The sequence below is a fragment of the Pseudonocardia sp. genome (assembly GCF_029263155.1).
GTDB lineage: Bacteria > Actinomycetota > Actinomycetes > Mycobacteriales > Pseudonocardiaceae > Pseudonocardia.
Genome location: NZ_JAJCYB010000074.1, coordinates 64084 through 84660 on the forward strand (window position 1 = coordinate 64084; position 20577 = coordinate 84660).

The window sequence follows — 20577 nt, forward strand, 5'->3', positions numbered from 1 at the left end:
CAGCCTACGTCCCGGTCCGGGCCGCGCTCGCCCGCCGTGCACGACAGCGGTCGCCGTGCACACGTCGCGCCCGCGGCACGGCGGCGGGCCGATGTGCACGGCGACGTTCACAGCACCCGCAGCAACACCTCGCGGGCCGCCGCGCGAGGATCGGGATCGGCCTCGATCAGCGCGCTGATCACCGCCCCGTCGACGAGCGACACCAGGTCGCGCAGCCGCGTCGGTCCGACCGGACGCCCCGAGCGGGTGAGGATCTCGCCGAGCAGCGCGTCGAGCTCGCCGCGCAGCTCGCGCATCAGCGGCGCGAGGTAGGGGCGGCGACCGGCGCCGACCAGTCGCTCGTAGCGCAGCAGCACCGCGTCGAGGCCGCCGTCGCGGGACTCGGCACCCAGCAGCTGGTCGATCACCAGCTCCACCAGCGCGGGGGTGTCGGTGACGCCCGGGGCGAGCGCGGCGAGCTGGGCGCGGCCCCCGGCGAGCTCGTCGCGGCTGGTCCGCTCGGTCGCGGCGGTGACCAGCTCGTCGAGCGAGTCGAAGTAGTAGGTCGTCGACGACAGCGGCAGCCCCGCGTGCTCGGCCACGGCCCGGTGCCGCACCGCGTCGAAGCCACCGGAGCGCAGCAGGGCCGCGGCCGCCGTCACCAGCTCGGCCCGCCGCCGCTCACCCTTCGCCGTACCCACGGGTCCCAGTGTCCCCGACCGTCGACCGGCGATCACGAACCGGCTCCGGCGGGCGCGCCTACAGCCGCGGGGCCAGGAAGGCCGCGACCGTGTCGAGGCGTCCCTCGAACGGGACGGCGTCACCCCCGCCCGCGCCGCGTGCGCTGACCACGACGGTGCCTCCGGAAGCGGTGGGTGCCCGCACGGTCGAGCCGCCGCTCGGCTGCCCGTCGGCCGTGCCGGGCGGCAGGTACCGCACCGTGAGCAGGCCGCCGGTACCGGCGTCGTCGACCTCCAGGTTGACGCCCCGCTCCCCGCCGGGGCGGCACTCCATCGTGATCGCGCCCTCCGGCGCCCCGGCCACCTCGGGCAGCACCTGCTCGACGTAGGCCCGCAGCCGCGGGTCCTGCCGGTCGGCGCACTCGGTGGTGCCCGGGCCGAGCGGGCTGCCGGTGAACTCGGGGAGCGCACTCAGCGCCTCGGGCTCGGATGCGCCCGGGGCGGCGTCCCCGGCGCGGTCGCGGGCCGAGTCGGACGGGCCGGAGTCCGACTGCCCGGACTCCGACCGCCCGGACTCCGACGGGGCCGACTCGGCGAGGGCCTCCGGTCCGGGGGCCGACGCCGGGGCCGCCGCGGTGGACGCCGCGCCACCGGACCCGGACGGCAGCCCGGCCGCCACCCCCACGCCGGCGACGACGAGCAGCGCCATCGCCCCGCCCAACACCGCCGAACGGCGGCGCGTGGTGATCCGTCGTGAGGTGGCGACCACCCGCCCGTGGTCGAACGCGGGTGGCGGCGGGTCGGAACCGGCCGCATCACGGAACAGCGCCGCGAGGCGCTCGTCGTCGGTCACGTCGGCTCCTCCGCGGGAAGGAGTGCGTCGTCGGTCATCTCGGCTCCTCCGCGGGAAGGAGTGCGTCGTCGGTCATGTCCCCCTCCTCAGCCGGTCGGTCGCAGGTCGTCGAGCGAGTCGCCCAGCGCCGCGCGCAGGGCGTCGAGCCCGTGGCTGGTCTGGCTCTTCACCGTGCCCTCCGAGCAGCCCAGCGCCGCGGCGGTGCCCGCGACGTCGAGGCCCTCCAGGTAGCGCAGCACCAGCACGGCGCGCTGCCGGGGAGGCACCGACCGCAGGCCGTCGACGAGGACGTGCCGGGTGGCGACCCCGTCGGTGGCCGGCGCCACGCTCGCCTCCTCCACCACGTCGGTGAACCGCTCCCGCCGCCACGGCCGACGCGACTCGTCGATCACCGACCGCACCAGGGTGCGCCGCATCCAGCCGTCGAGCGCGTCGCGGTCCCGGATGCGCCGCCAGTGCCGGTGCAGGGCGACGAACGCCGCCTGGGCGTGGTCGTCGGCGCGGTGCCAGTCACCGCAGAGCAGGTAGGCGGTGCGCCGCACCGCGTCGCGGCGCGCGCGGAAGTAGGCCTCGAACTCCGCCTCGGTGGACCGGTCCACCCGCGACCCCCCTCTCCGCTCACACGCTGGGACGCGAGTGCGGGCGGCCACGGTTGCACGACCGTGACAGGTTCCCCCGATCGGCCCAATCTCGTGACCGTACCGTGACCCTGGCGCGAACTGTGCCAAGCCGGCTGGTTGAATCGGATCCCGTGCGTCCCACCTCACGTGCCCGGCGGGCGGCCGCGAGCGGCGGTCCGATCGATCTCCGGTCCGACACCGTCACCAGGCCCACGAAGGCGATGCGGTCGGCGATGGCCGCCGCCGAGGTGGGTGACGACGTGCTCGACCGGGACCCCACGATGCGCGAGCTGGAGGTCCGCGTCGCGGGGCTGCTGGGCGCCGCCGACGGCCTGTGGACGCCGAGCGGATCGATGGGCAACCTCATCGCGCTGATGAGCCACCTCGACCGCGGCGACGCCTTCCTCGCCCCCGTCGGCGCCCACGTGCTCGACGCCGAGCTGGGCACGGCGGCGTGGCTGGCCGGCGGGATGCCGCGCCCGCTCCCCCACGACGGCGGCCCCGGCCGCGTCACCCCGGACGCGGTGCGCCGCGCCGCCGGCACCGCGGGCCCCTACTACACGCTGCGCACCACGCTGTTGTGCCTGGAGAACACCCACAACGCCTCGGGCGGCACCGTCACCGCCCCCGAGGAGCACGCGGCGGTGGCCGCGGCCGCCAAGGCCGCACGGCTGCGGGTGCACCTCGACGGCGCGCGGCTGTGGAACGCGGCCGCGTCGCAGGGGGTGCCGCCGGGGGCGCTCACCGTCGGCGTGGACACCGTGCAGGTGTGCCTGAGCAAGGGCCTCGGCGCGCCCGTCGGATCGGTGGTGGCCGGGACCGCGGAGTTCATCGACGAGGCGCGCAGGCTGCGCAAGATGCTCGGCGGCGGCGTGCGGCAGGGCGGGGTGCTGGCCGCGGCCGGGCTCGTCGCCCTGGACCGCGTCGACCGGCTGGGCGAGGACCACGAGCGCGCCCGCACGCTCGCCGCCGGGCTGCGCGAGCGCGGCTGGCAGGCGGCGACCCCACAGACCAACATCGTGCTCGTCGCCGTCGCCGACCTCGACGGCACGCTGCGCCGCTTCTCCGAGGCCGGCGTGCGCGCGTCGGCGATGTCGGGGCAGGTGCGGCTGATGACCCACGGCGACATCGGCGACGCCGAGATCGCCGCGGCCCTGGAGCGGATCGGCCCGGTCGAGTCCGGCCGGACCACGCACGCCTCGACGACGGCGCGCGCGCTCAGGTCGGGTGCCGGTCGCGCTCCAGCGCGTCCAGCCGGGCGCTGATCGACCGCAGCTCGGCGAGCACCTCGTCGATCCGGCCCCCCGTGCGCTCGACGTCCCCGGCCACGTCCTCGATGTCGTCCTCGATCTCGCGGGCGGTCTCCGCGCCGGCCTTGCGCAGGTTCTCCACGAACCAGCTCGCGATCGACGCCGTGACCACCCCGAGCAGCGCGATCCCGGCCACCATCAGCGACGCCGCGACGAACCGGCCCTCGAACGTCACCGGGTAGCGGTCGCCGTAGCCGACCGTGGAGATCGTCGTGAGCGTCCACCACACGGCGTCACCGAACGAGGTGATCGACGCGTCCGGCGCGTCCCGCTCGGCGTCGAGCACGGCCAGCGAGGCGACGAAGCCCACGAGCACCACGCTGCCGACGACGTAGAACACCACGCGGCCACGCACGTCGTCGCGAAGCTGGCGGTTCAGCACGCTGATCACGGTGATCACCCGCAGCGCCCGGAGCTGGCGGAACATCGGCAGCAGCAGGATCACCAGGTCCGGCAGGTGCGTGTAGACGAAACGCCACCGGCGCCGCGCCATCGAGATCCGCGCCAGGTAGTCGAGGCCGAACACGACCCAGACGCCGGTCAGCACGATCTCCAGCAGTGCGCCGCCCGCGTCACCGATGTCGGGGTTCAGCACCTGCACGGCGTAGGCGATCAGGAAGACCACCGCGAGACCGGTGAGCCACCAGTCGACCCGCCGGTCCCATTCCGCGATCCGCGGCTCGTCCTGGTCCATGACCGGGCAGGGTAGAGGCGCGCGCGGCCGGTCCGCCCCGAGGGACGGCGTCCCGCATCCGCGCTCAGGTCCGGCCGGGACCGCTGCGCAGCCACCCCTCGATCCGGTGCAGGGCCTCCCGGACGTCGTCGGTGGATCCGGCGCACGAGAACCGCACCCACCGGCCGCCGTCGACCGGGTCGAAGTCCAGACCGGGTGCGAGGGCCACCCCGACGTCGGCGAGCAGGCGGTACACGAGGTCCATCGAGTCGGCGGACAGGTGCGCCACGTCCGCGTACACGTAGAAGGCCCCGTCCGGGGGCGCGACGCGGGTGATGCCCAGCCGCGGCAACCCGTCGAGCAGCAGGTCGCGGTTCACCGCGTAGCGCGCCACGTGGCCGTCGGCCTCGGCGTAGCCCGCCGCGTCGAACGCGCCCAGCGCCGCCCGCTGGGCCGGCGCGGGCGGGCAGACGGTGAAGTTGCCGGCCAGGCAGTCGGCCGCGCGCAGCAGCCGCGGGGGCAGCAGCAGCCAGCCCAGCCGCCAGCCCGTCATCGAGAAGTACTTCGAGAAGGAGTTGACGACGATCGCCTCGGGCGAGGACTCCCGGGCGCACGACGTGGCGGGGGCACCCGCGTAGGAGATGCCGTGGTAGATCTCGTCGCTGACCAGCTGCACGCCGGTGCGCTCGCAGTACCGCGCGAGCTCGGCGAGCTCCTCCGGTGGCAGCACCGTGCCCGTCGGGTTGGCCGGGCTCGCGACGACCAGTCCCTTCACCGGCTCGTCGAGCGACTCGAGCATCGCCACCGTGGGCTGGTAGCGCGTCTCCGGTCCGCACGGCAGCTCGACGACCTCGCAGCCCAGCGCGGTGAGGATGTTGCGGTAGCAGGGATAGCCGGGGCGGGCCATCGCCACGCGGTCCCCGGCGTCGAACGCGGCGAGGAAGGCGAGCAGGAAACCGCCCGACGACCCGGTGGTGATCACGACCTGCTCGGCAGGCACGTCCAGCCCGTAGGTGCGGGCGTAGTGGCCCGCGACGGCCGTCCGCAGCTCCGGGACGCCCAGCGCCACGGTGTAGCCGAGAACCTCGTCCGCGATCGCGGCGGTGGCGGCCGCCCGGACCGGGGCCGGCGCGCCCGTCGAGGGCTGGCCCGCGGAGAGGTTCACCAGGTCGCCGTGGGTGCGCTGCCGCTCGCCCGCCGCCGCCCACACGTCCATCACGTGGAAGGGCGGGATGGCGGCGCGGCTCGCCACGGCGAGCCGGGATGCGTTGGTCGTCACCCGGCGAGCCTAGGCGGGGGCGAGCGGCGGCAGGCGGGCCGTGCACCCGGTCGTGCCGAGGACGCGAACGCGTCGGGTGCGGCTCGGCGTCACCTGCTCATCCCGGTGAGGGGACGCGGATCTCCTCGCGGACGGCTCGCAGCGCGATGTCGGTGCGGTGGTGCGAACCCGCCAGGTGCACGGCGTCCAGGCGCCGGTAGGCGTCGTCGCGGGCCGCGGCCAGATCGCGCCCCGTCCCGACGACGGACAGCACCCGCCCGCCCGCGGACACCACGGCCCCGTCGTCACGACGCCGGGTGCCGGCGTGCAGCACGCCGTCGGCGTCGGCACCGGTGAGCGGGTCGCCGAGACGGGGGGTGCCCGGGTAGCCCTCGGCCGCGCCCACGACCGTGACGGCCGCGCCGTCGGCCCACTCCGGGGCCGGGACGTCGGCCAGCCCTCCGGTGGCGGTGGCGTGCAGCAGCCCGGCCAGCGGGGAGCGCAGCAGGGCCAGCACGGCCTGGGTCTCCGGGTCGCCGAACCGGCAGTTGAACTCGATGACCGACGGTCCGGTCGAGGTCAGCGCGAGCCCGGCGTACAGCAGCCCGCTGAACGGGGTTCCGCGGGCGGCCATCTCCCGCGCCACGGGCGCGACCACCGCGTCCACGAGTTCCTCGGCCAGGCGCGGCGAGGCCCACGGCAGCGGTGCGTAGGCCCCCATGCCGCCGGTGTTGGGGCCGGTGTCGTCGTCGCCGACGCGTTTGAAGTCCTGCGCAGGCAGCAGCGGCACCACGCACCCGCCGTCGACGAGGCAGAACAGCGACGCCTCCGGCCCGTCCAGGAACTCCTCCAGCAGCACCGGGTGGCCGCCGTCGAGCAGGGTCATGGCGTGGGCACGGGCCAGGTCCCGGTCCAGCGTGACGACCACGCCCTTCCCGGCGGCCAGCCCGTCGTCCTTGACGACGTAGGGCGCGCTGAAGCGGTCCAGGGCGGCGTCGAGGTGGGCGGGGTTGTCGACGATCTCGCAGCCCGCCGTGGCCACCCCGGCGGCGGCCATGACGTCCTTCGCGAACGCCTTGGACCCCTCGATCCGGGCGGCGGCGGCGCTCGGACCGAAGCAGGCCACACCGGCCGCCCGCACCGCGTCGGCCACGCCGGCGACGAGCGGCGCCTCGGCCCCGACGACGACGAGATCGGCCGCCCAGTCCAGCGCGAGCGCCGTCACCGCGGCCGGGTCGAGCACGTCGACGCCGCGCTGCTCGGCGACCGAGGCCGTGCCCGCGTTGCCCGGCGCGCAGGCGAGCGCCGTCACCCCCGGATCCTGCGCGAGGGCGAGGAGGATGGCGTGCTCGCGAGCACCGGAGCCGACGACCAGGACGCGCACAGGGAGGGAGCCTAGAGCGAGCGCTTCGCGATACTGTCGGCGCACCTGCCGTTCACACCCCGGACCCGGTGTCGACGCCTTCTCGTGACGACGCCGTCGTCCGCCCGGTCGAGTCTGCACCGCGTGCCTCCCCGACCCCGTCGTCTCCCCCTCCGAGGACTCACCGTGGCCGTTCTCTCCGCCGTCACCGTGGCGGGAGCTCCTTCCGCCGTCGCCCCCGCCGCGCAGCACCGGGACGGCGAGACCGCGTCGGTGGTCGTCATCGGGCACCGGGGCGCCGCCGGATACCGCCCCGAACACACGCTCGCGTCCTACGAGCTCGCCGCCCGGCTCGGCGCCGACTTCATCGAGCCCGACCTCGTCACCACCGCCGACGGCGTGCTCGTGGCGCGCCACGAGCCGGAGATCGGCGCCACCACCGACGTCGCCGAGCACCCGGAGTTCGCCGACCGGGTGACCACGAAGACCGTCGACGGGGCCGAGGTCACCGGCTGGTTCACCGAGGACTTCACCCTCGCCGAGCTCCGGACGCTGCGCGCCACCGAGCGGATCCCCGACGTCCGCCAGGAGAACACGATCTACGACCGACGCTACCTGGTCCCCACCTTCGACGAGGTGCTGGCGCTGCGCGAACGCCTCTCCGCCGAGCTGGGCCGGGAGATCGGCGTGTACCCCGAGACCAAGCACCCGACCTACTTCGCCGCGCTCGGCCTCCCGCTGGAGCCCGCGTTGGTGAAGGCCCTCGACGAGGCGGGCCTGAACCGCGCCGACGCGCCGGTGATCGTGCAGTCGTTCGAGACCACCAACCTGCGTGCACTCGACACCGAGCTCGAGGTGCCGCTGGTCGCCCTGCTGGAGGCCGACGGCGCCCCCGCCGACCTGGTGGCCGCCGGCGATCCCCGCACCTACCTCGACCTGATCACCCCACAGGGCCTGGCCGACCTCGCCGCGTTCGCCGACGGCATCGGCCCGGACAAGAACCTCGTCGTCTCCCGCAACGCCGACGGCACGCTCGGCACGCCGACCACCCTGGTCGCCGACGCCCACGCGGCCGGCCTGCTCGTGCACCCCTACACGTTCCGCAACGAGAACCAGTTCCTCCCGGCGGACCTGCGCGCGGGAACATCGGACACCGACTACGGCGACGCGTTCGCCGAGTACACGGCGTTCTTCGAGGCAGGCGTCGACGGGGTGTTCTCCGACAACCCCGACACCGCGGTGGCGGCCCGCGCGGCACACACGAAGTAACCCCGCGAGTCGGGCCCCCAGCGCGCGCGAGTCGGGCCCTCAGTGCGCGCGAGTCGGGGTTTCAGTGCCCGCGAGTCGGGCCCTCAGTGCGCGAGGAAGTCGGCCAGGAGATCGGTCGTCTCGACCGGACGTTCCTGGTGTGGGAAGTGCCCGACGCCGGTGAGCTCCTCGTGCCGGAACGACCCGCCCGCCCATCGCCCGGAGCCGGCCGCGGTGCGGCTCAGCAGACACGGATCGAGCGCGCCGTGGATCTGCAGCACAGGTGCGGCGGCCGGACGGGCGACCGCTGCCGCGAACCGGCGCCCGTCACCGCGGAACTGCGACCGCAGCGCCCACCGGTAGTACTCCATCGCGCAGTGCACAACGCCGGGCACCTGGATCGCGTGCCGACAGCGCTGCGCCGCGGCCGCGAAGTCCTCGGTGCCGGCCCAGCCCGGCCCCGCCCAGGCCCGCATGATCCGCTCGACGCGTGCACCGTCATCGGCGCGCAGGGCATGTTCGGGCCACCGCGGGAGCTGGAAGGCCGACGCGTAGCTCGCCGTGGCCCGGCCCTGGCCGAGCGGGTCGGCCCACACGGCACGGCGGACGGCGAGCGGGTGCGGGGCCCCGACCACGGACAGCGAGTGCAGCCGTCGCGGGTGCAGCGCGGCCACCGTCCAGCCGATCAGGCCGCCCCAGTCGTGCCCGACGATGTGCGCGCGGGTCTCGCCCAGCGCCCCGATCAGGCCGGCGACGTCACCGGCGAGGGTCCACAGGTCGTAGCCACGGGGTGGCTTGTCCGAGTCGCCGTACCCCCGGAGATCGACGGCGACCGCGCGGAAACCGCGTCCGGCCAGCCCGACCAGCTGATGGCGCCAGCTCCACCAGAACTCGGGGAACCCGTGCAGGAGCACGACCAGCGGGCCCGCGCCGCACTCGGCGACGTGCAGGCGGATGCCGTTCGCGGAGACCGACCGGTGGGTCCACGGTCCCGGCAGCCGCACCGAGGACGGGTCGGGGGCCCGCACGGCTCAGCGCGTGCCGTGGCCGTTCAGCTGGGGCGGCCCGTCGTGGCCACGGCGCGAGAGCACCTGCGCCGACTCCTTGAGCGAGCTGATCGTGCGCTCCGGCTTGCGGATCTTGCGGACCCGCAGGTAGCCGAGCAGGCCGAACACCGCCGCGATCAGGATCATGATGCCGAAGACGATCCAGAACGCCGCGGACCGGTTGAGGAACAGCGCCAGGGTCTCCCCGAGGGCGAAGAACAGGAAGAACAGGCTGAACAGGGCCACGACGAGCGCGACGATGAAGAAGATGCTGCCCTGCAGGCCCTTGCGGACCTCGGCCGTGACCTCGGCCTTGGCGAGCTCCACCTCGGCACGAACGAGCGTGGACACCTGGGCCGTGGCCTCGCGGACGAGGCCGCCGACGGACTGGTCCGCCGCCGGCCGGACCGACTCCTTGGCGAGCGGGATCGAGGGCAGCACGGGCGGCACCTCCGTGCCGTCGGGGCTGGTGGCCACGGTGTCCTCCTGCACGTCGCGATGCGCTTCGATGATCTCGACCGCATCCTTCCACGGGCTCCGGATCGATGCCCGGTCAGGAGGCCCCGGTGTCGGCGGCGGCGTCGTCGTCGAGCGCGGAGTGCACCCGCCCCCGCCGGATCAGCATCGCCGCCCCGATCAGCGACGCCGCGGCGGACGCGATCAGCACGGCGGCCTTGGCGGCGTCGAGCACGTCGGGCAGGTCGCCCAGCGACAGCTCGGCGATGAGCAGGCTGACCGTGAACCCGACCCCGCCGAGCATCGACACCGCAGCCATGTCCCGCCAGCTCAGCCCCCGCGGACGGCACGCCGGGGTGATGAGGATGGCCAGCCAGGCGAACCCCATGATGCCGACGATCTTGCCGACCAGCAGCCCGGCCATCACGGCGAGCGGCACCGGCGTGCTGAACACCTCGCGCAGCGCGTCCGCCCCGACCGGGACCCCGGCGGCGAACAGCGCGAACACCGGCACGCAGAACCCCGCCGAGAAGGGCTGGATCCGGTGCTCCAGGCGCAGGGCGGGCGCGTACTCCTCGTCGGGGTCGGGCTTGACGCGGGTGAGCAGGCCCAGCAGCACGCCCGCGATGGTGGCGTGGATCCCGGCCTCGTGGATCGCCACCCAGACCGCGACCCCCAGCGGGACGTAGATCCACCAGGCGCGCACGCGGCGGCGCTGCAGGAACCAGTACAGCGCGGCGCCGAGCAGCCCCGCCCCGATCGCGAGCAGGTTCAGGCCGGAGCTGAAGACGAACGCGATGACCGCGATCGCGCCGAGATCGTCGGCGACGGCCAGACCCAGCAGGAACACCCGGGCCGTCACCGGCAGCGCGGAGCCGGCCAGCGCGAGCACCCCGAGCGCGAACGCGATGTCGGTGGCGACCGGGATGGCCCACGCCTGGTCCATCCCCGGCGCCCCGCCGCCGACGATCAGGGCGAGGACCGCCGGCACGACCATGCCGCCCAGCGCCGCCGCCACCGGCAGCAGCGCCTGCCGCACGGTCGACAGCTCACCGACCACGAGCTCGCGCTTGAGCTCCAGGCCCACCACGAAGAAGAAGATCGCCAGCAGGCCGTCGGTGGCCCACTGGGCGAGCGTGAGGTCCAGGTGCAGGGCGGCCGGCCCGACGACGGTGTCCCGCATACCCAGGTACGCCTCCGACCACGGCGAGTTGGCCCACAACAGGGCGATGGCCGTGGCGACGAGCAGCACGATGCCGCCGACGGTCTCGGTACGCAGATAGCGTGCGAACTCGTTGACGGGGGCGGTGATTCGGCGGGAGATCACGGGCGGCTCCAGTACTCGATCACGAGGTCTTGGCGGCACGGCGACGACGCTGCCGACCAGACTTCCCGGCACACCTCACCGAACCCTAACCGAGAAGGGCACGGATCTCAGCGCCTTCGAGTGACCGGTCACTCGTCGGGCCGGCCGCGCAACCGCTTGATCCGGCCCCGCCTGGTCTTCTCGTCCAGGCGCCGGCGTTTCGCGTTCCTCGACGGCGCGGTCGGCCGCCGCACCGGCGGATCGGTCGCGGTGGCTGCGCGCAGCGTGGCCGCCAGGCGGTCCCGAGCCGCCTCGCGGTTGCGCAGCTGGCTGCGGTGTTCCGACGCCGCCACCGTCAGCACCCCGTCGACGAGCCGGTTCGCCAGCCGGTGCAGCGCCCGTGAGCGCAGATCGTCGGGCACCGACGGCGAGCGCGCCAGGTCGAAGGACAGCTCCACCCGCGAGTCGGTGGTGTTGACGCCCTGCCCACCGGGTCCGGACGCGCGGGAGAACCGCCAGTGCAGCTCCCTCCCGGGCAGCACCAGCGGTCCCCGCACGTGCAGGTCGCCCTCGGTCACGCGCCCAGCATGCCCGAAGGGTGCCGGTCAGTCCTCCGACTTGCCGTCCTTGAGACCCGAGGAGATCAGGTCCATCACCGTGGAGTCGGCGAGCGTGGTGACGTCGCCCACCTCGCGGTTCTCCGCGACGTCGCGCAGCAGCCGTCGCATGATCTTCCCGGAGCGGGTCTTGGGCAGCTCCTCCACGACCATGATCTGTCGCGGCTTGGCGATCGGGCCGATCTCCTTGGAGACGTGGTCGCGCAGCGCCTTGATCGCGTCGTCGCCACCGTCCTTGGCCGCATTGCCACGCAGGATGACGAAGGCCACGATGCCCTGCCCGGTGGTCTCGTCGGACGCACCGACGACCGCGGCTTCGGCCACCGTCGGGTGGCTGACCAGCGCCGACTCCACCTCGGTGGTGGAGATGCGGTGACCGGACACGTTCATCACGTCGTCGACGCGGCCCAGCAGCCAGATCGCGCCGTCGTCGTCGTACTTCGCGCCGTCGCCCGCGAAGTAGTAGCCCTGGTCGGCGAAGCGGCTCCAGTAGGTGTCGCGGTAGCGCTCCTCGTCGCCCCAGATGCCGCGCAGCATCGACGGCCAGGGCTTGTCGAGCACGAGGTACCCGCCGCCGCCCGCACCGACCGGCTGGGCCTCCTCGGTGACGACCTCCGCGCTGATCCCCGGGATCGTGCGCATCGCCGAGCCGGGCTTCGTCGCCGTGACGCCCGGGAGCGGGGCGATCATGATCGCGCCGGTCTCGGTCTGCCACCAGGTGTCGACGATCGGGCAGTTGTTCCCGCCCACGTTCTCCCGGTACCACATCCAGGCCTCGGGGTTGATCGGCTCACCGACGCTGCCGAGCACCCTGAGCGAGGAGAGATCGTAGCGCTCCGGGATCTCCTTGCCCCACTTCATGAACGTGCGGATCAGCGTGGGCGCGGTGTAGTAGATGGAGACGCCGTACTTCTGCACGATCTCCCAGTGCCGGCCCTCGTGCGGGGTGTTGGGGGTGCCCTCGTACATGACCGAGGTGGCGCGGTTGGCCAGCGGCCCGTAGACGATGTAGCTGTGGCCGGTGACCCAGCCGATGTCGGCCGTGCACCAGTACACGCTCTCGCCCGGCTTGTGGTCGAAGACGACGTTGTGCGTGTAGGCCGCCTGGGTGAGGTAGCCGCCCGAGGTGTGCAGGATGCCCTTGGGCTTCCCGGTGGTGCCCGAGGTGTAGAGGATGAACAGCGGGTGCTCGGCGTCGAAGGCCTGCGCCTCGTGGGTGTCGGCCTGCTTGTCGACGACGTCGTGCCACCACACGTCCCGACCCTCGGTCCACGGCACCTCGGTCTCGGTGCGCTTGACCACGAGCACGTGCTCGATGGTCGGCGTCTGCGCGACCGCCTCGTCGGTGTTCTCCTTCATCGGCGCCGGCTTGCCGCGTCGGTACTGCCCGTCGGAGGTGATGAGCAGCTTGCACTCGGCGTCCTCGATGCGCGCCTTGAGCGCACCGGGCGAGAACCCGCCGAACACGACGCTGTGCATCGCACCCAGCCGTGCGCAGGCCAGCATCGAGATCACGGCCTCGGGGATCATCGGCAGCTGGATCGCGACGCGGTCGCCCGCCTGCACGCCCAGCTCGGTGAGCGCGTTGGCCGCCTTGCTGACCTCCGACTTGAGGTCGGCGTAGGTGATGGTGCGGGTGTCGCCGGGCTCGCCCTCCCAGTGGAACGCGACCTGGTCGCCGTGGCCCTCGTCGACGTGGCGGTCGACGCAGTTGTGGGCGACGTTGAGCTTGCCGCCCACGAACCACTTCGCGAACGGGGGCTGCCAGTCGAGGACCTGGTCCCACTTCTGGTGCCAGTGCAGCCGCTCGGCCTGCTCGGCCCAGAACCCCTCGCGGTCGTCGTCACCGCGGGCGTACCACTCCTCGGTGGCGTTGGCCTGGGCGGCGAACTCCTCGCTGGGAGGGAAGCTGCGGCTCTCGGTGGACAGGTTGCTCAGAGTGGGTCCCGATTCGGCCATCCGTACCCTCCTGGTCTCCGCCGGGCGACGTCGCCCGGCACGCGTGCATCGATGCACGACGCTATCGCCCGCCACCGACGTTCGCACCGGCTGTCCGACCAGTCCTCCCCCTACTGGCAGCATGTTCCGCGTGCTCGCGACCGATCCGCTCGCGCCGGTGCTGGAGCTGCCCGGCGTCACCGACGCGGTGGCGCGCGTGCGCGACGCGCTGGCCGCGGTCCACAACCATCCGGCGAACCTGCGGGGCCGGTCGGCGAACGCGGCCGAGGCCGGCGTCCGGGCGGCGCGGGCGTCCGCCGCGCTGGACGGTGCGCCGCTCGACGACACCGGGTCGCATCCGGTGCTGGCGGGCGCGGTCCGCGTCGCCGACGGGGCCGCCCGGCTCCTCGCGGTGTGGCGCACCTCGCCGTCCCAGGCCTTGGCGCGGCTGCACGTGCTGGCCGCCGCCGACCTCGTCCCGGCCGACCGGCACGACGCCGAGCTCGGCCGCCCCCGGGCCGGTGACGGCGTGGCGCAGCGGCTCGGGCTGCTGGCCGAACTCGTCATCGGCGCGACGCGGGCCCCGGCCCCGGTCCTCACCGCGGTCGTACACGGAGAGTTGCTGTCGCTGGCTCCGTTCGGCACTGCGGACGGGGTCGTGGCCCGCGCGGCGGCTCGGCTGACGGCCGTCGCGGCGGGACTGGACCCCCAGGGTCTCGGGGTGCCGGAGGTGGGCCATCTGCGCCACGCCGCCGAGTACCGGAGGGCCGCGGCAGGCTTCGGAACCGGAAGCGCCGACGGCGTGGGCACGTGGGTGCTGCACTGCTGCGACCAGTGGGAGGCCGGCGCACGCGAGGCCTTGTCCATCGCCGACACGCGCAGCTGAGCACCCCGCGGACGCAGGATGGGCGGCGTCCCTCGCGGGAACACCGCCCATCCATGCGAGAGGGACCGGGATCCAGGCGTGCACTACGTGTCGTGGAAGTGGCCTCGGCGTCCGGCGTCCCGGTACGCAGGCCCACGACGACATGCCTCCCGCGGCGTGCTGTGCGTGGAGTGCCCGACCCTCGCGCACGGAGCCCTGATCGGGAGGACGGGTGCTTCTCTGCCGCACCGCCCCTGGCCTCCCAGGAGTCCGCGCGTCATGTGTAGCCCGGTGGGCCCGGTCACAGCAAGGGGCCGACCCGGGTGCACCGGTTCAGTAGCGTAGCGTCACGATCAGGGCATGTCCGCGGGTCACGGCCGGGGCCGGCGGCGACCGTACCAACCCGCCCCGAGCAGCGCCGCGATCCCGACCCCACCGACCGCGGCGACCACCGGCACCGGCGGCCGGAAGCGCACACCGAGCGCCACCGGCGCGGTGAAGGTGAGGATCGGCCACCCGCGCGCGAGCGCCTCCCGACGCAGTGCCTTGTCCGGGTTCACCACCGTGGGATGGCCGACCGCCTCCAGCAGCGGAAGGTCGGTGATCGAGTCGGAGTACGCGCGGCAGTCCGCGAGCCGGTAGCCGCGCGCGGCGGCGATGTCGCGGGCCGCGGCCGCCTTGGCCTCCCCGTAGCAGTAGTACTCGATCTCGCCGGTGTAGTGGCCGTCCTCGACCCCCATCCGGGTCGCCAGGCAGCGATCGGCGCCGACGAGCGCCGCGATCGGCTCCACGACCTCCTGCCCGGACGCCGACAGCACCACCACCTCCTCGCCCGCCGCACGGTGCTCCGCGATCAGCTCGGTCGCCTCGGCGTAGACGAGTGGTTCGACGATCTCGTGCAGCGTCTCCTCGACGATGGCGCGCACCTGCGCGACCTCCCAGCCGGTGCACAGCACGGTGATCCGCCGCCGGAGCTGCTCCATCGTGGCGGCGTCCGCGCCGGAGAGCACGAGCAGCAGCTGGGCGTACCCGCTGCGCAGCACCGCCCGCCTGCTGATCAGCCCCTGCCGACGGAAGGGCCTGCTGAAGGCCAGCGCGCTGGACCCCGCGATGATCGTCTTGTCGAGGTCGAAGAAGGCCGCCGCGGTCGGCGGGGCCGGCAGCGGGGCCGGGGCTGCACCGGGCACGGCGACCGAGCTTGCCAGACGTGGCACGACCACCCGGTGCCGGCCGGAAAATCCCGCGAGATGCTCCGGTCAGGGGCGCGACGTGGAGGCCGCCCAACAGCTACAGTTGATGTCGTCCGGATTCGTCCGGACGTGGTTCAGCTCGACCCCCCGGAGCTGAACCGACGACGACCCCCGCCAATCCCCCCTGGCGGGGGTCGTCCCATGTGGGTACCTGCGGCACCCGCTGCCGGGGTCCCCCGGTTCCAGCATGACCCGCCGGACCGACGGTTCCGCCCGCCGCGGCCCCACCCGTCCGTGGTTGTCCACATCGGTCCGGGTCCGTCCACAGGTTCCGGACTCGTCCGCCACGGCCACCGATCCGGGTCGACGCTGGGTCCGTCACCGCACGAGGCGGCGACCCGGAACGTGGAGGACGCCATGCACCACCAGCGCAGGGGGCTCGTCATGGTGTCGGATCCCGAACTCCTCGACGCGGTCCTGCGCCTCGGCGCCGCGGCGGGGTGCGAGCTCGAACGCGCCGTCGACGTCACCGCCGCGCGCCGGTCGTGGCACGACGCGCCCGTCGTGCTGCTCGACGCCGCGGCGGCGCACCAGTGCACCCGCAGCGGCCTCCCGCGCCGCGGGGGCGTCGTGGTGGCGGTCCGCGGGGAACCGCCGCCCGCCGTGTGGCGCCATGCCGTGGCCGTGGGTGCCGAACACGTCGTGTCGCTGCCCGACGCGGAGGCGTGGCTGGTGGCGGCGCTGTCGGAGGCCACCGAGGAACACCGCGGCCGCGGGCCGGTCATCGCGCTGGTCGGCGGCCGCGGCGGAGCGGGTGCGTCGGTGCTCGCAGCGGCGGTGGCCGTGACCGCCGTGCGCGACGGCCAGCGGGCCCTGCTGGTCGACTGCGACCCCCTCGGTGGCGGGTTGGATCTGGTGCTGGGCGCCGAGGACCTCGAGGGCATGCGCTGGCCACAGCTCGACGTCCACGGCGGCCGCGTACCGGCGGCGGCGCTGCACGCGGCGCTGCCCGCACCCGCGGTCGCCGGCCGGGGCACCGGCGAGCTCGCCGTCCTCTCGTGCGACCGGGGGGCCGGAGGTCCCGCGCCCGGTGCCGTCGCCGCGGTGGTCGACGCCGGGCGGCGGGCCGGCGAGACGGTGGTGTGCGATCTCCCCCGGCACCCGTCCGACGCGGCCGCCGCGGCACTGGCCGCGGCCGACCTCACCGTGCTCGTCGTGCCCGCCGACGTGCGGTCCTGCGCCGCGGCCGCCCGGGTGGTGGCCGCCCTCACCGGGCTCGGCAGCCCGCCGCGCCTGGTGGTCCGCGGGCCGTCCCCGGGCGGGGTCGACGCCGACGAGGTCGCGCGCTCGCTCGGGGTACCGCTGCTCGCGGCGATGCGACCCGAGCCCGGCCTGGCCCGCGCCCTGGAGCGCGGCGAGGCACCCGGCCGCCCGCGCGGCCCGCTCGCCGGCGCCGCCCGGGCGGTGCTCGCCGCGGTGCGCGGCGGCGTCGACGGGAACCGGACGTGAACGCCGTCGCGGGCGGCGCGCTGGTCGAGCGGGTGCGCTCGCGGCTGGCGGCAACCGGCGGTGACACGGGGCCCGAGTCGGTCGCCGCGGCCGTCCGGGCCGAGTCCGGCGGCGTCGCCTCCGATCTCGACGTCCTGCACGCGCTGCGCGTGCTGCGCGAGGAGTTCGTCGGCGCCGGGCCGCTCGACGCACTGCTGCGGGATCCGCGCACCACCGACGTGCTGGTGAGCGCGGGCGGCACGGTGTGGGTCGACCGGGGTACCGGTCTCGAACCGGCGGCGGTCCGCTTCCCCGACGAGGCGTCCGTGCGGCGACTCGCGCAGCGCATGGCACTCGCCGCGGGACGACGACTCGACGACGCCTCGCCGTTCGTCGACGGCTGGCTCGCCGACGCCGGGGTCCGACTGCACGCGGTGCTGCCCCCGATCGCCTCCGACGGCACCTGCCTGTCGCTGCGGGTGCTGCGCCCGGCCGCCCACGACCTGGCGGCGCTGCGCAGGATGGGCACGCTCGACGCCGCCGGTGAGGCCCTGATGCACGCGGTGCTGGCCGCCCGCCTTGCCCTGCTCGTGTCAGGAGGCACCGGCACCGGCAAGACCACGATCCTCGGGGCGTTGCTCAGCGCCGTGGATCCCCGGGAGCGGATCGTCTGCGTCGAGGATGCCGAGGAGCTCGCCCCGCGTCACCCGCACGTCGTCCGGCTGGTGTCGCGACCGCCCAACATCGAGGGTGCGGGCGGGATCGCGCTGCGCGACCTGGTGCGTCAGGCCCTGCGGATGCGCCCCGACCGGCTGGTCGTCGGCGAGGTCCGCGGCGCCGAGGTCGCCGATCTCCTCTCCGCCCTGAACACGGGCCACGACGGCGGCGCCGGCACCGTGCACGCCAACTCGGTGCGCGAGGTGCCGGCCCGCCTGGAGGCACTCGCCGCCGTCGGCGGGCTCGCGCGGATCGCGCTGCACAGCCAGCTCGCCGCCGCCGTCCAGGTGGTGCTGCACATGCGACGGCTCCGCGGAGGGGCGCGGGTGCTCGACGCCGTGGGAGTGCTGGGCCGCGACGGCGGTGAGGTCACGGTGGAGCCGGCGTGGACCCGCACGGGCGGCTGGACCGACCGCCGCGCCGCGCTGGCCCGACTGCTGGCCGAGCGGGAGGTGCCGGCGCCGTGGTGACCTCGTCGTCCGGGCCGCTGGCCTGCGCCGCGCTCGCAGCGGTGCTGCTCTGCCTGCCGCGACCGGCGGCGCCCGCCCGGATCGCCGGGCTGTGGCCCTCCGGCGCGCCGCCGCGGCCCTCTCGGCGGCCATCCGGAGCCGGCTGGACGGTTCTCGCCGGGGTGGGCGTCGGGCTGGTCGCCGCGGGGCCGGGCGGCGGCCTGGCCGGGCTGCTGGTCGCGGTCACCGCCTACCGGCGTCGGGCCGCCACAAGGTCCGCGGCCGCCGCCGCGGCCACCGCCTCCGAGCTCGCCTCCGCGGTGGCCCGGATGGCCGACGAGCTGGCCTCGGGGATGCACCCGGCCGCGGCGCTGGCCGGCACGGTGGCCGACGGCCCACGGGCCCGCGACGTGCTCGGTCCGGCCGCCGCCGCGGGCCGGCTCGGCGACGACGTGCCGCACGCGTTGCGGCGCGGCGCCGACCGCCGGCCCGAGGTGCGCGCCGACGTCGCCCGGCTCGCCGACGCCTGGGCCCTCGCCGATCGGCACGGGATTCCGCTCGCCGAGCTGCTCGCCGGCGTCCGCGCGGACCTGCGCTGGCGGCTGCAGTTCGCCGGCCGGGTGCGGGCCGAGCTGGCCGGGCCGCGCGCCACGGCGCTGGTCCTCACCACCCTCCCCCTGCTCGGGGTGGCCCTGGGGCAGCTGGTCGGGGCCGACCCCCTCGCCGTGCTGCGCGACGGGCCGCTGGGGCAGGTGCTGCTGGTCGTCGGGGTCGCCCTCGGCACGGCCGGTGTCGCCTGGAGCGAGGCGATCATGCAATCCGCGGTGCCGCGATGAGCCCCCAGAGTGGCGCCTCGCTGGCGCTGGTACTGCTGGCCGGGGCCGTGCTGCTGGGCCGGCAGCGCGTCGGCTCCCGACGGCTGCGAGCCCGCACCGCACCGCCGACGTCGACGCCGCCGGTGCGCACGGTATGGACGGCCGTCGGCGTAGCGGCCGCCGGCGCACTGGGCTGGGCCCTCGCAGGCGCACCGGCCGCGGTGGCGGGATCGGCTCTCGCACTGGCCACCCTGCTCGCCGGTCGTCGCCTCCTGCCCCGGCCACCGCGCGACCGCGTCGACCTCGCCGCGCTCGCCGCCGGGTGGGATCTGCTCGCGATCTGCCTACGGGCCGGGCTGCCGGTGGCCGTCGCCGTCTCCGCCGCGGCCGCACCGCTGCGGGACGCCGCGGGCACCGAGCTGCGGCGGGTCGCCGGCCTCCTCGACCTGGGTGCCGATCCCGCCGACGCGTGGCGCGGCGCGCAGGACACCGCCGCGCTCGCCGTGTTCGCGCGCGCCGCCGGCCGCTCGGCCGCCACCGGCGCCGCGCTCGCCCAGGTGGCGGGCGCGGAGGCCGGCCGGCTGCGCGCCGAACTCGTCGACACCGCGCAGGCCCGTGCCCAACGCGCAGGCGTGCTCATCGCGGGCCCGCTCGGGCTGTGCTTCCTGCCCGCGTTCCTCGTCCTCGGCATCGCCCCGGTCGTCATCGGCCTGGCCGGCGAGGCACTGGGCCGATGGTGACCACCATGCACATCCGCCACACCGATCCGAAGGAGCACCACGATGACCAGCACCACGAACCGCCTGCACCGCCTGTTCCGCGACGACGCCGGGATGTCCACGGTGGAATACGCGATCGGGGTCGTCGCCGCCGCCGCGTTCGCCGCGATCCTGTACGGCGTCCTGAGCGGGGAGTCCGTCGTCACCGCGCTCACCGGTCTCGTGCAGCGCGCGCTCTCCACCACCTTCTGACACCGCACGGGGCGGTGGGAGCAACCCGGCGCCGGCCTCCCGCCGACCGGGGTGCCGTCACGGTCGAGGCCGCACTGGCCCTGTGCAGCCTGGCCGTCTTCCTGGCCGTCGCGGTCGGGGCCGTCGCCGCGGCGGCGGGGTCGGTGCGCTGCATCGACGCCGCCCGCGAGCTGGCCCGGCTCGCGGCGCGGGGGGAGCCGGAGCGGGGCCGCGCGGTCGCCGCCGAGCTCGCCCCCCGTGGGGCCCGGATCGAACTGCTCGTGCAGGGCGACGAGGTGGTCGCCGAGGTCACCGCGCCGGCCGCGCCGCCCCTCCCGATGCGGGTCGGCGGGCGCGCGGTGGCGGTGCTCGAGCCGGGTGTCCTGCCGTGAACGCGCGTCCCGACGACGGGTTCGCCACCGTGTGGGCGGCCGGGGCCGTCGCGGTCCTGCTGGCCGTGCTGGTGATCGGTGTCGAGCTCGGGGCCGCCGTCGCGGGCCGGCACCGGGCCGAGGCGGCGGCCGACCTGGCCGGCCTCGCGGCGGCCGGCCTCGCGGTGCACGGCGAGGCCCGGGCCTGCGAGCGGGCCGCCGGCGTGGCCGGCCGCATGGGAGCCCGGTTGCGGTCCTGCCGGCTCGACGGATGGGACGCCCTCGTGGAGGCCGAGGTGGCCCTCGACCTCGCCGTCACCGGACCGGTCACCGCCACCGGGCGCGCCCGGGCCGGGCCGGCCCCACCGGCGCCGTCCGCAACGGC

The 20577-nt window shown here is 75.3% G+C and carries 21 protein-coding genes and 1 pseudogene; 10 read left to right on the plus strand and 12 right to left on the minus strand.

Features of this window, described 5'->3' with window-relative positions; genetic code table 11:
• Positions 1–107: 107 nt before the first annotated feature.
• The 3 genes from Q1K26_RS14875 to Q1K26_RS14885 all read right to left on the minus strand — a co-directional run bounded on the left by Q1K26_RS14875 (position 108) and on the right by Q1K26_RS14885 (position 2111).
• On the minus strand, positions 108–680 hold the full coding sequence (locus Q1K26_RS14875; protein ID WP_300012266.1) for a TetR family transcriptional regulator: 573 nt from the start codon (positions 678–680) through the stop codon (positions 108–110).
• Between the two features lie 58 nt (positions 681–738).
• The gene (locus tag Q1K26_RS14880) at positions 739–1512 is read right to left on the minus strand and encodes a hypothetical protein (RefSeq protein ID WP_300012268.1); all 774 of its coding nucleotides are present in this window, start codon (positions 1510–1512) and stop codon (positions 739–741) included.
• A gap of 86 nt (positions 1513–1598) precedes the next feature.
• A complete protein-coding gene (locus Q1K26_RS14885) occupies positions 1599–2111 on the minus strand; it encodes a SigE family RNA polymerase sigma factor (RefSeq protein ID WP_300012270.1) in 513 nt (170 codons plus the stop codon).
• A 152-nt stretch (positions 2112–2263) separates the two neighbouring features.
• On the opposite strand from Q1K26_RS14885, the gene Q1K26_RS14890 reads away from it, so the two are divergent.
• Positions 2264–3397, plus strand: a complete 1134-nt coding sequence (locus tag Q1K26_RS14890) for a GntG family PLP-dependent aldolase (protein ID WP_300012271.1) — start codon at positions 2264–2266, stop codon at positions 3395–3397.
• On the opposite strand, the gene Q1K26_RS14895 is transcribed toward Q1K26_RS14890, so the two are convergent.
• The 3 genes from Q1K26_RS14895 to purD all read right to left on the minus strand — a co-directional run bounded on the left by Q1K26_RS14895 (position 3351) and on the right by purD (position 6757).
• Positions 3351–4136, minus strand: a complete 786-nt coding sequence (locus Q1K26_RS14895; RefSeq protein ID WP_300012273.1) for a potassium channel family protein — start codon at positions 4134–4136, stop codon at positions 3351–3353. The genes Q1K26_RS14890 and Q1K26_RS14895 overlap by 47 nt on opposite strands.
• A 64-nt stretch (positions 4137–4200) precedes the next feature.
• Entirely contained in the window at positions 4201–5331 is a 1131-nt protein-coding gene (locus Q1K26_RS14900; protein ID WP_300012662.1) for a pyridoxal phosphate-dependent aminotransferase, read from the minus strand.
• A gap of 160 nt (positions 5332–5491) precedes the next feature.
• Positions 5492–6757: a phosphoribosylamine--glycine ligase gene (purD, locus tag Q1K26_RS14905; RefSeq protein WP_300012275.1), complete on the minus strand. Its 1266-nt coding sequence runs from the start codon at positions 6755–6757 to the stop codon at positions 5492–5494.
• 165 nt (positions 6758–6922) lie between these two features.
• Here purD and Q1K26_RS14910 point away from each other — a divergent pair, with 165 nt between their 5' ends.
• Complete coding sequence (locus Q1K26_RS14910) at positions 6923–8005, plus strand: glycerophosphodiester phosphodiesterase (protein WP_300012277.1); 1083 nt, start codon at positions 6923–6925, stop codon at positions 8003–8005.
• Positions 8006–8088: 83 nt separating this feature from the next.
• On the opposite strand, the gene Q1K26_RS14915 is transcribed toward Q1K26_RS14910, so the two are convergent.
• From Q1K26_RS14915 to acs, 5 genes are all read right to left on the minus strand, one after another.
• Positions 8089–9012 (minus strand): alpha/beta hydrolase, encoded by a 924-nt coding sequence (locus Q1K26_RS14915; protein WP_300012279.1) that lies wholly within the window; start codon positions 9010–9012, stop codon positions 8089–8091.
• A 3-nt stretch (positions 9013–9015) separates the two neighbouring features.
• Complete coding sequence (locus Q1K26_RS14920) at positions 9016–9507, minus strand: phage holin family protein (RefSeq protein WP_300012281.1); 492 nt, start codon at positions 9505–9507, stop codon at positions 9016–9018.
• 76 nt (positions 9508–9583) lie between these two features.
• On the minus strand, positions 9584–10813 hold the full coding sequence (gene nhaA / locus Q1K26_RS14925; RefSeq protein WP_300012284.1) for a Na+/H+ antiporter NhaA: 1230 nt from the start codon (positions 10811–10813) through the stop codon (positions 9584–9586).
• A gap of 128 nt (positions 10814–10941) precedes the next feature.
• Entirely contained in the window at positions 10942–11370 is a 429-nt protein-coding gene (gene arfB, locus Q1K26_RS14930; RefSeq protein WP_300012288.1) for an alternative ribosome rescue aminoacyl-tRNA hydrolase ArfB, read from the minus strand.
• A gap of 27 nt (positions 11371–11397) precedes the next feature.
• Positions 11398–13368: an acetate--CoA ligase gene (gene acs, locus Q1K26_RS14935; protein WP_300012291.1), complete on the minus strand. Its 1971-nt coding sequence runs from the start codon at positions 13366–13368 to the stop codon at positions 11398–11400.
• A 130-nt stretch (positions 13369–13498) separates the two neighbouring features.
• Between acs and Q1K26_RS14940 the strand changes: the two genes are divergently transcribed.
• Positions 13499–14233 carry an oxidoreductase gene (locus Q1K26_RS14940; RefSeq protein ID WP_300012294.1) on the plus strand — a complete coding sequence of 245 codons (735 nt, stop codon included), beginning with the start codon at positions 13499–13501 and terminating at the stop codon, positions 14231–14233.
• A gap of 350 nt (positions 14234–14583) precedes the next feature.
• Here the strand turns inward: Q1K26_RS14940 and Q1K26_RS14945 are convergent, their stop codons facing one another.
• Positions 14584–15399: an HAD family hydrolase gene (locus Q1K26_RS14945; RefSeq protein ID WP_300012297.1), complete on the minus strand. Its 816-nt coding sequence runs from the start codon at positions 15397–15399 to the stop codon at positions 14584–14586.
• Between the two features lie 420 nt (positions 15400–15819).
• Here Q1K26_RS14945 and ssd point away from each other — a divergent pair, with 420 nt between their 5' ends.
• From ssd to Q1K26_RS14980, 7 genes and pseudogenes are all read left to right on the plus strand, one after another.
• Positions 15820–16911 carry a septum site-determining protein Ssd gene (gene ssd, locus Q1K26_RS14950; protein WP_300012300.1) on the plus strand — a complete coding sequence of 364 codons (1092 nt, stop codon included), beginning with the start codon at positions 15820–15822 and terminating at the stop codon, positions 16909–16911.
• The gene (locus Q1K26_RS14955) at positions 16908–18077 is read left to right on the plus strand and encodes a TadA family conjugal transfer-associated ATPase (RefSeq protein ID WP_300012303.1); all 1170 of its coding nucleotides are present in this window, start codon (positions 16908–16910) and stop codon (positions 18075–18077) included. The genes ssd and Q1K26_RS14955 overlap by 4 nt, the downstream gene beginning before the upstream one ends.
• Positions 18071–18892 (plus strand): type II secretion system F family protein, encoded by an 822-nt coding sequence (locus Q1K26_RS14960; RefSeq protein ID WP_300012305.1) that lies wholly within the window; start codon positions 18071–18073, stop codon positions 18890–18892. Before Q1K26_RS14955 ends, Q1K26_RS14960 begins: the two co-directional genes overlap by 7 nt.
• Positions 18889–19611: a type II secretion system F family protein gene (locus tag Q1K26_RS14965; RefSeq protein ID WP_300012308.1), complete on the plus strand. Its 723-nt coding sequence runs from the start codon at positions 18889–18891 to the stop codon at positions 19609–19611. The genes Q1K26_RS14960 and Q1K26_RS14965 overlap by 4 nt, the downstream gene beginning before the upstream one ends.
• Positions 19612–19653: 42 nt before the next feature.
• Complete coding sequence (locus tag Q1K26_RS14970) at positions 19654–19842, plus strand: DUF4244 domain-containing protein (RefSeq protein WP_300012311.1); 189 nt, start codon at positions 19654–19656, stop codon at positions 19840–19842.
• Between the two features lie 14 nt (positions 19843–19856).
• Positions 19857–20213: a TadE family type IV pilus minor pilin gene (locus Q1K26_RS14975; RefSeq protein WP_300012314.1), complete on the plus strand. Its 357-nt coding sequence runs from the start codon at positions 19857–19859 to the stop codon at positions 20211–20213.
• Positions 20210–20539, plus strand: a pseudogene (locus Q1K26_RS14980) (Rv3654c family TadE-like protein); the annotation flags it as partial. The gene Q1K26_RS14975 and the pseudogene Q1K26_RS14980, both read left to right, overlap by 4 nt.
• Positions 20540–20577 lie beyond the last annotated feature (38 nt).

What these genes read in the sequence shown, in the direction of transcription:
- Q1K26_RS14895 (WP_300012273.1), bottom strand. Translation starts at nt 4,136, where the DNA reads ATGGACCAGGACGAGCCGCGGATCGCGGAATGGGACCGGCGGGTCGAC.
- Q1K26_RS14900 (WP_300012662.1), bottom strand. Translation starts at nt 5,331, where the DNA reads ATGGACGTGTGGGCGGCGGCGGGCGAGCGGCAGCGCACCCACGGCGAC.
- acs (WP_300012291.1), bottom strand. Translation starts at nt 13,368, where the DNA reads ATGGCCGAATCGGGACCCACTCTGAGCAACCTGTCCACCGAGAGCCGC.
- ssd (WP_300012300.1), top strand. Translation starts at nt 15,820, where the DNA reads ATGCACCACCAGCGCAGGGGGCTCGTCATGGTGTCGGATCCCGAACTC.
- Q1K26_RS14965 (WP_300012308.1), top strand. Translation starts at nt 18,889, where the DNA reads ATGAGCCCCCAGAGTGGCGCCTCGCTGGCGCTGGTACTGCTGGCCGGG.
- Q1K26_RS14970 (WP_300012311.1), top strand. Translation starts at nt 19,654, where the DNA reads ATGACCAGCACCACGAACCGCCTGCACCGCCTGTTCCGCGACGACGCC.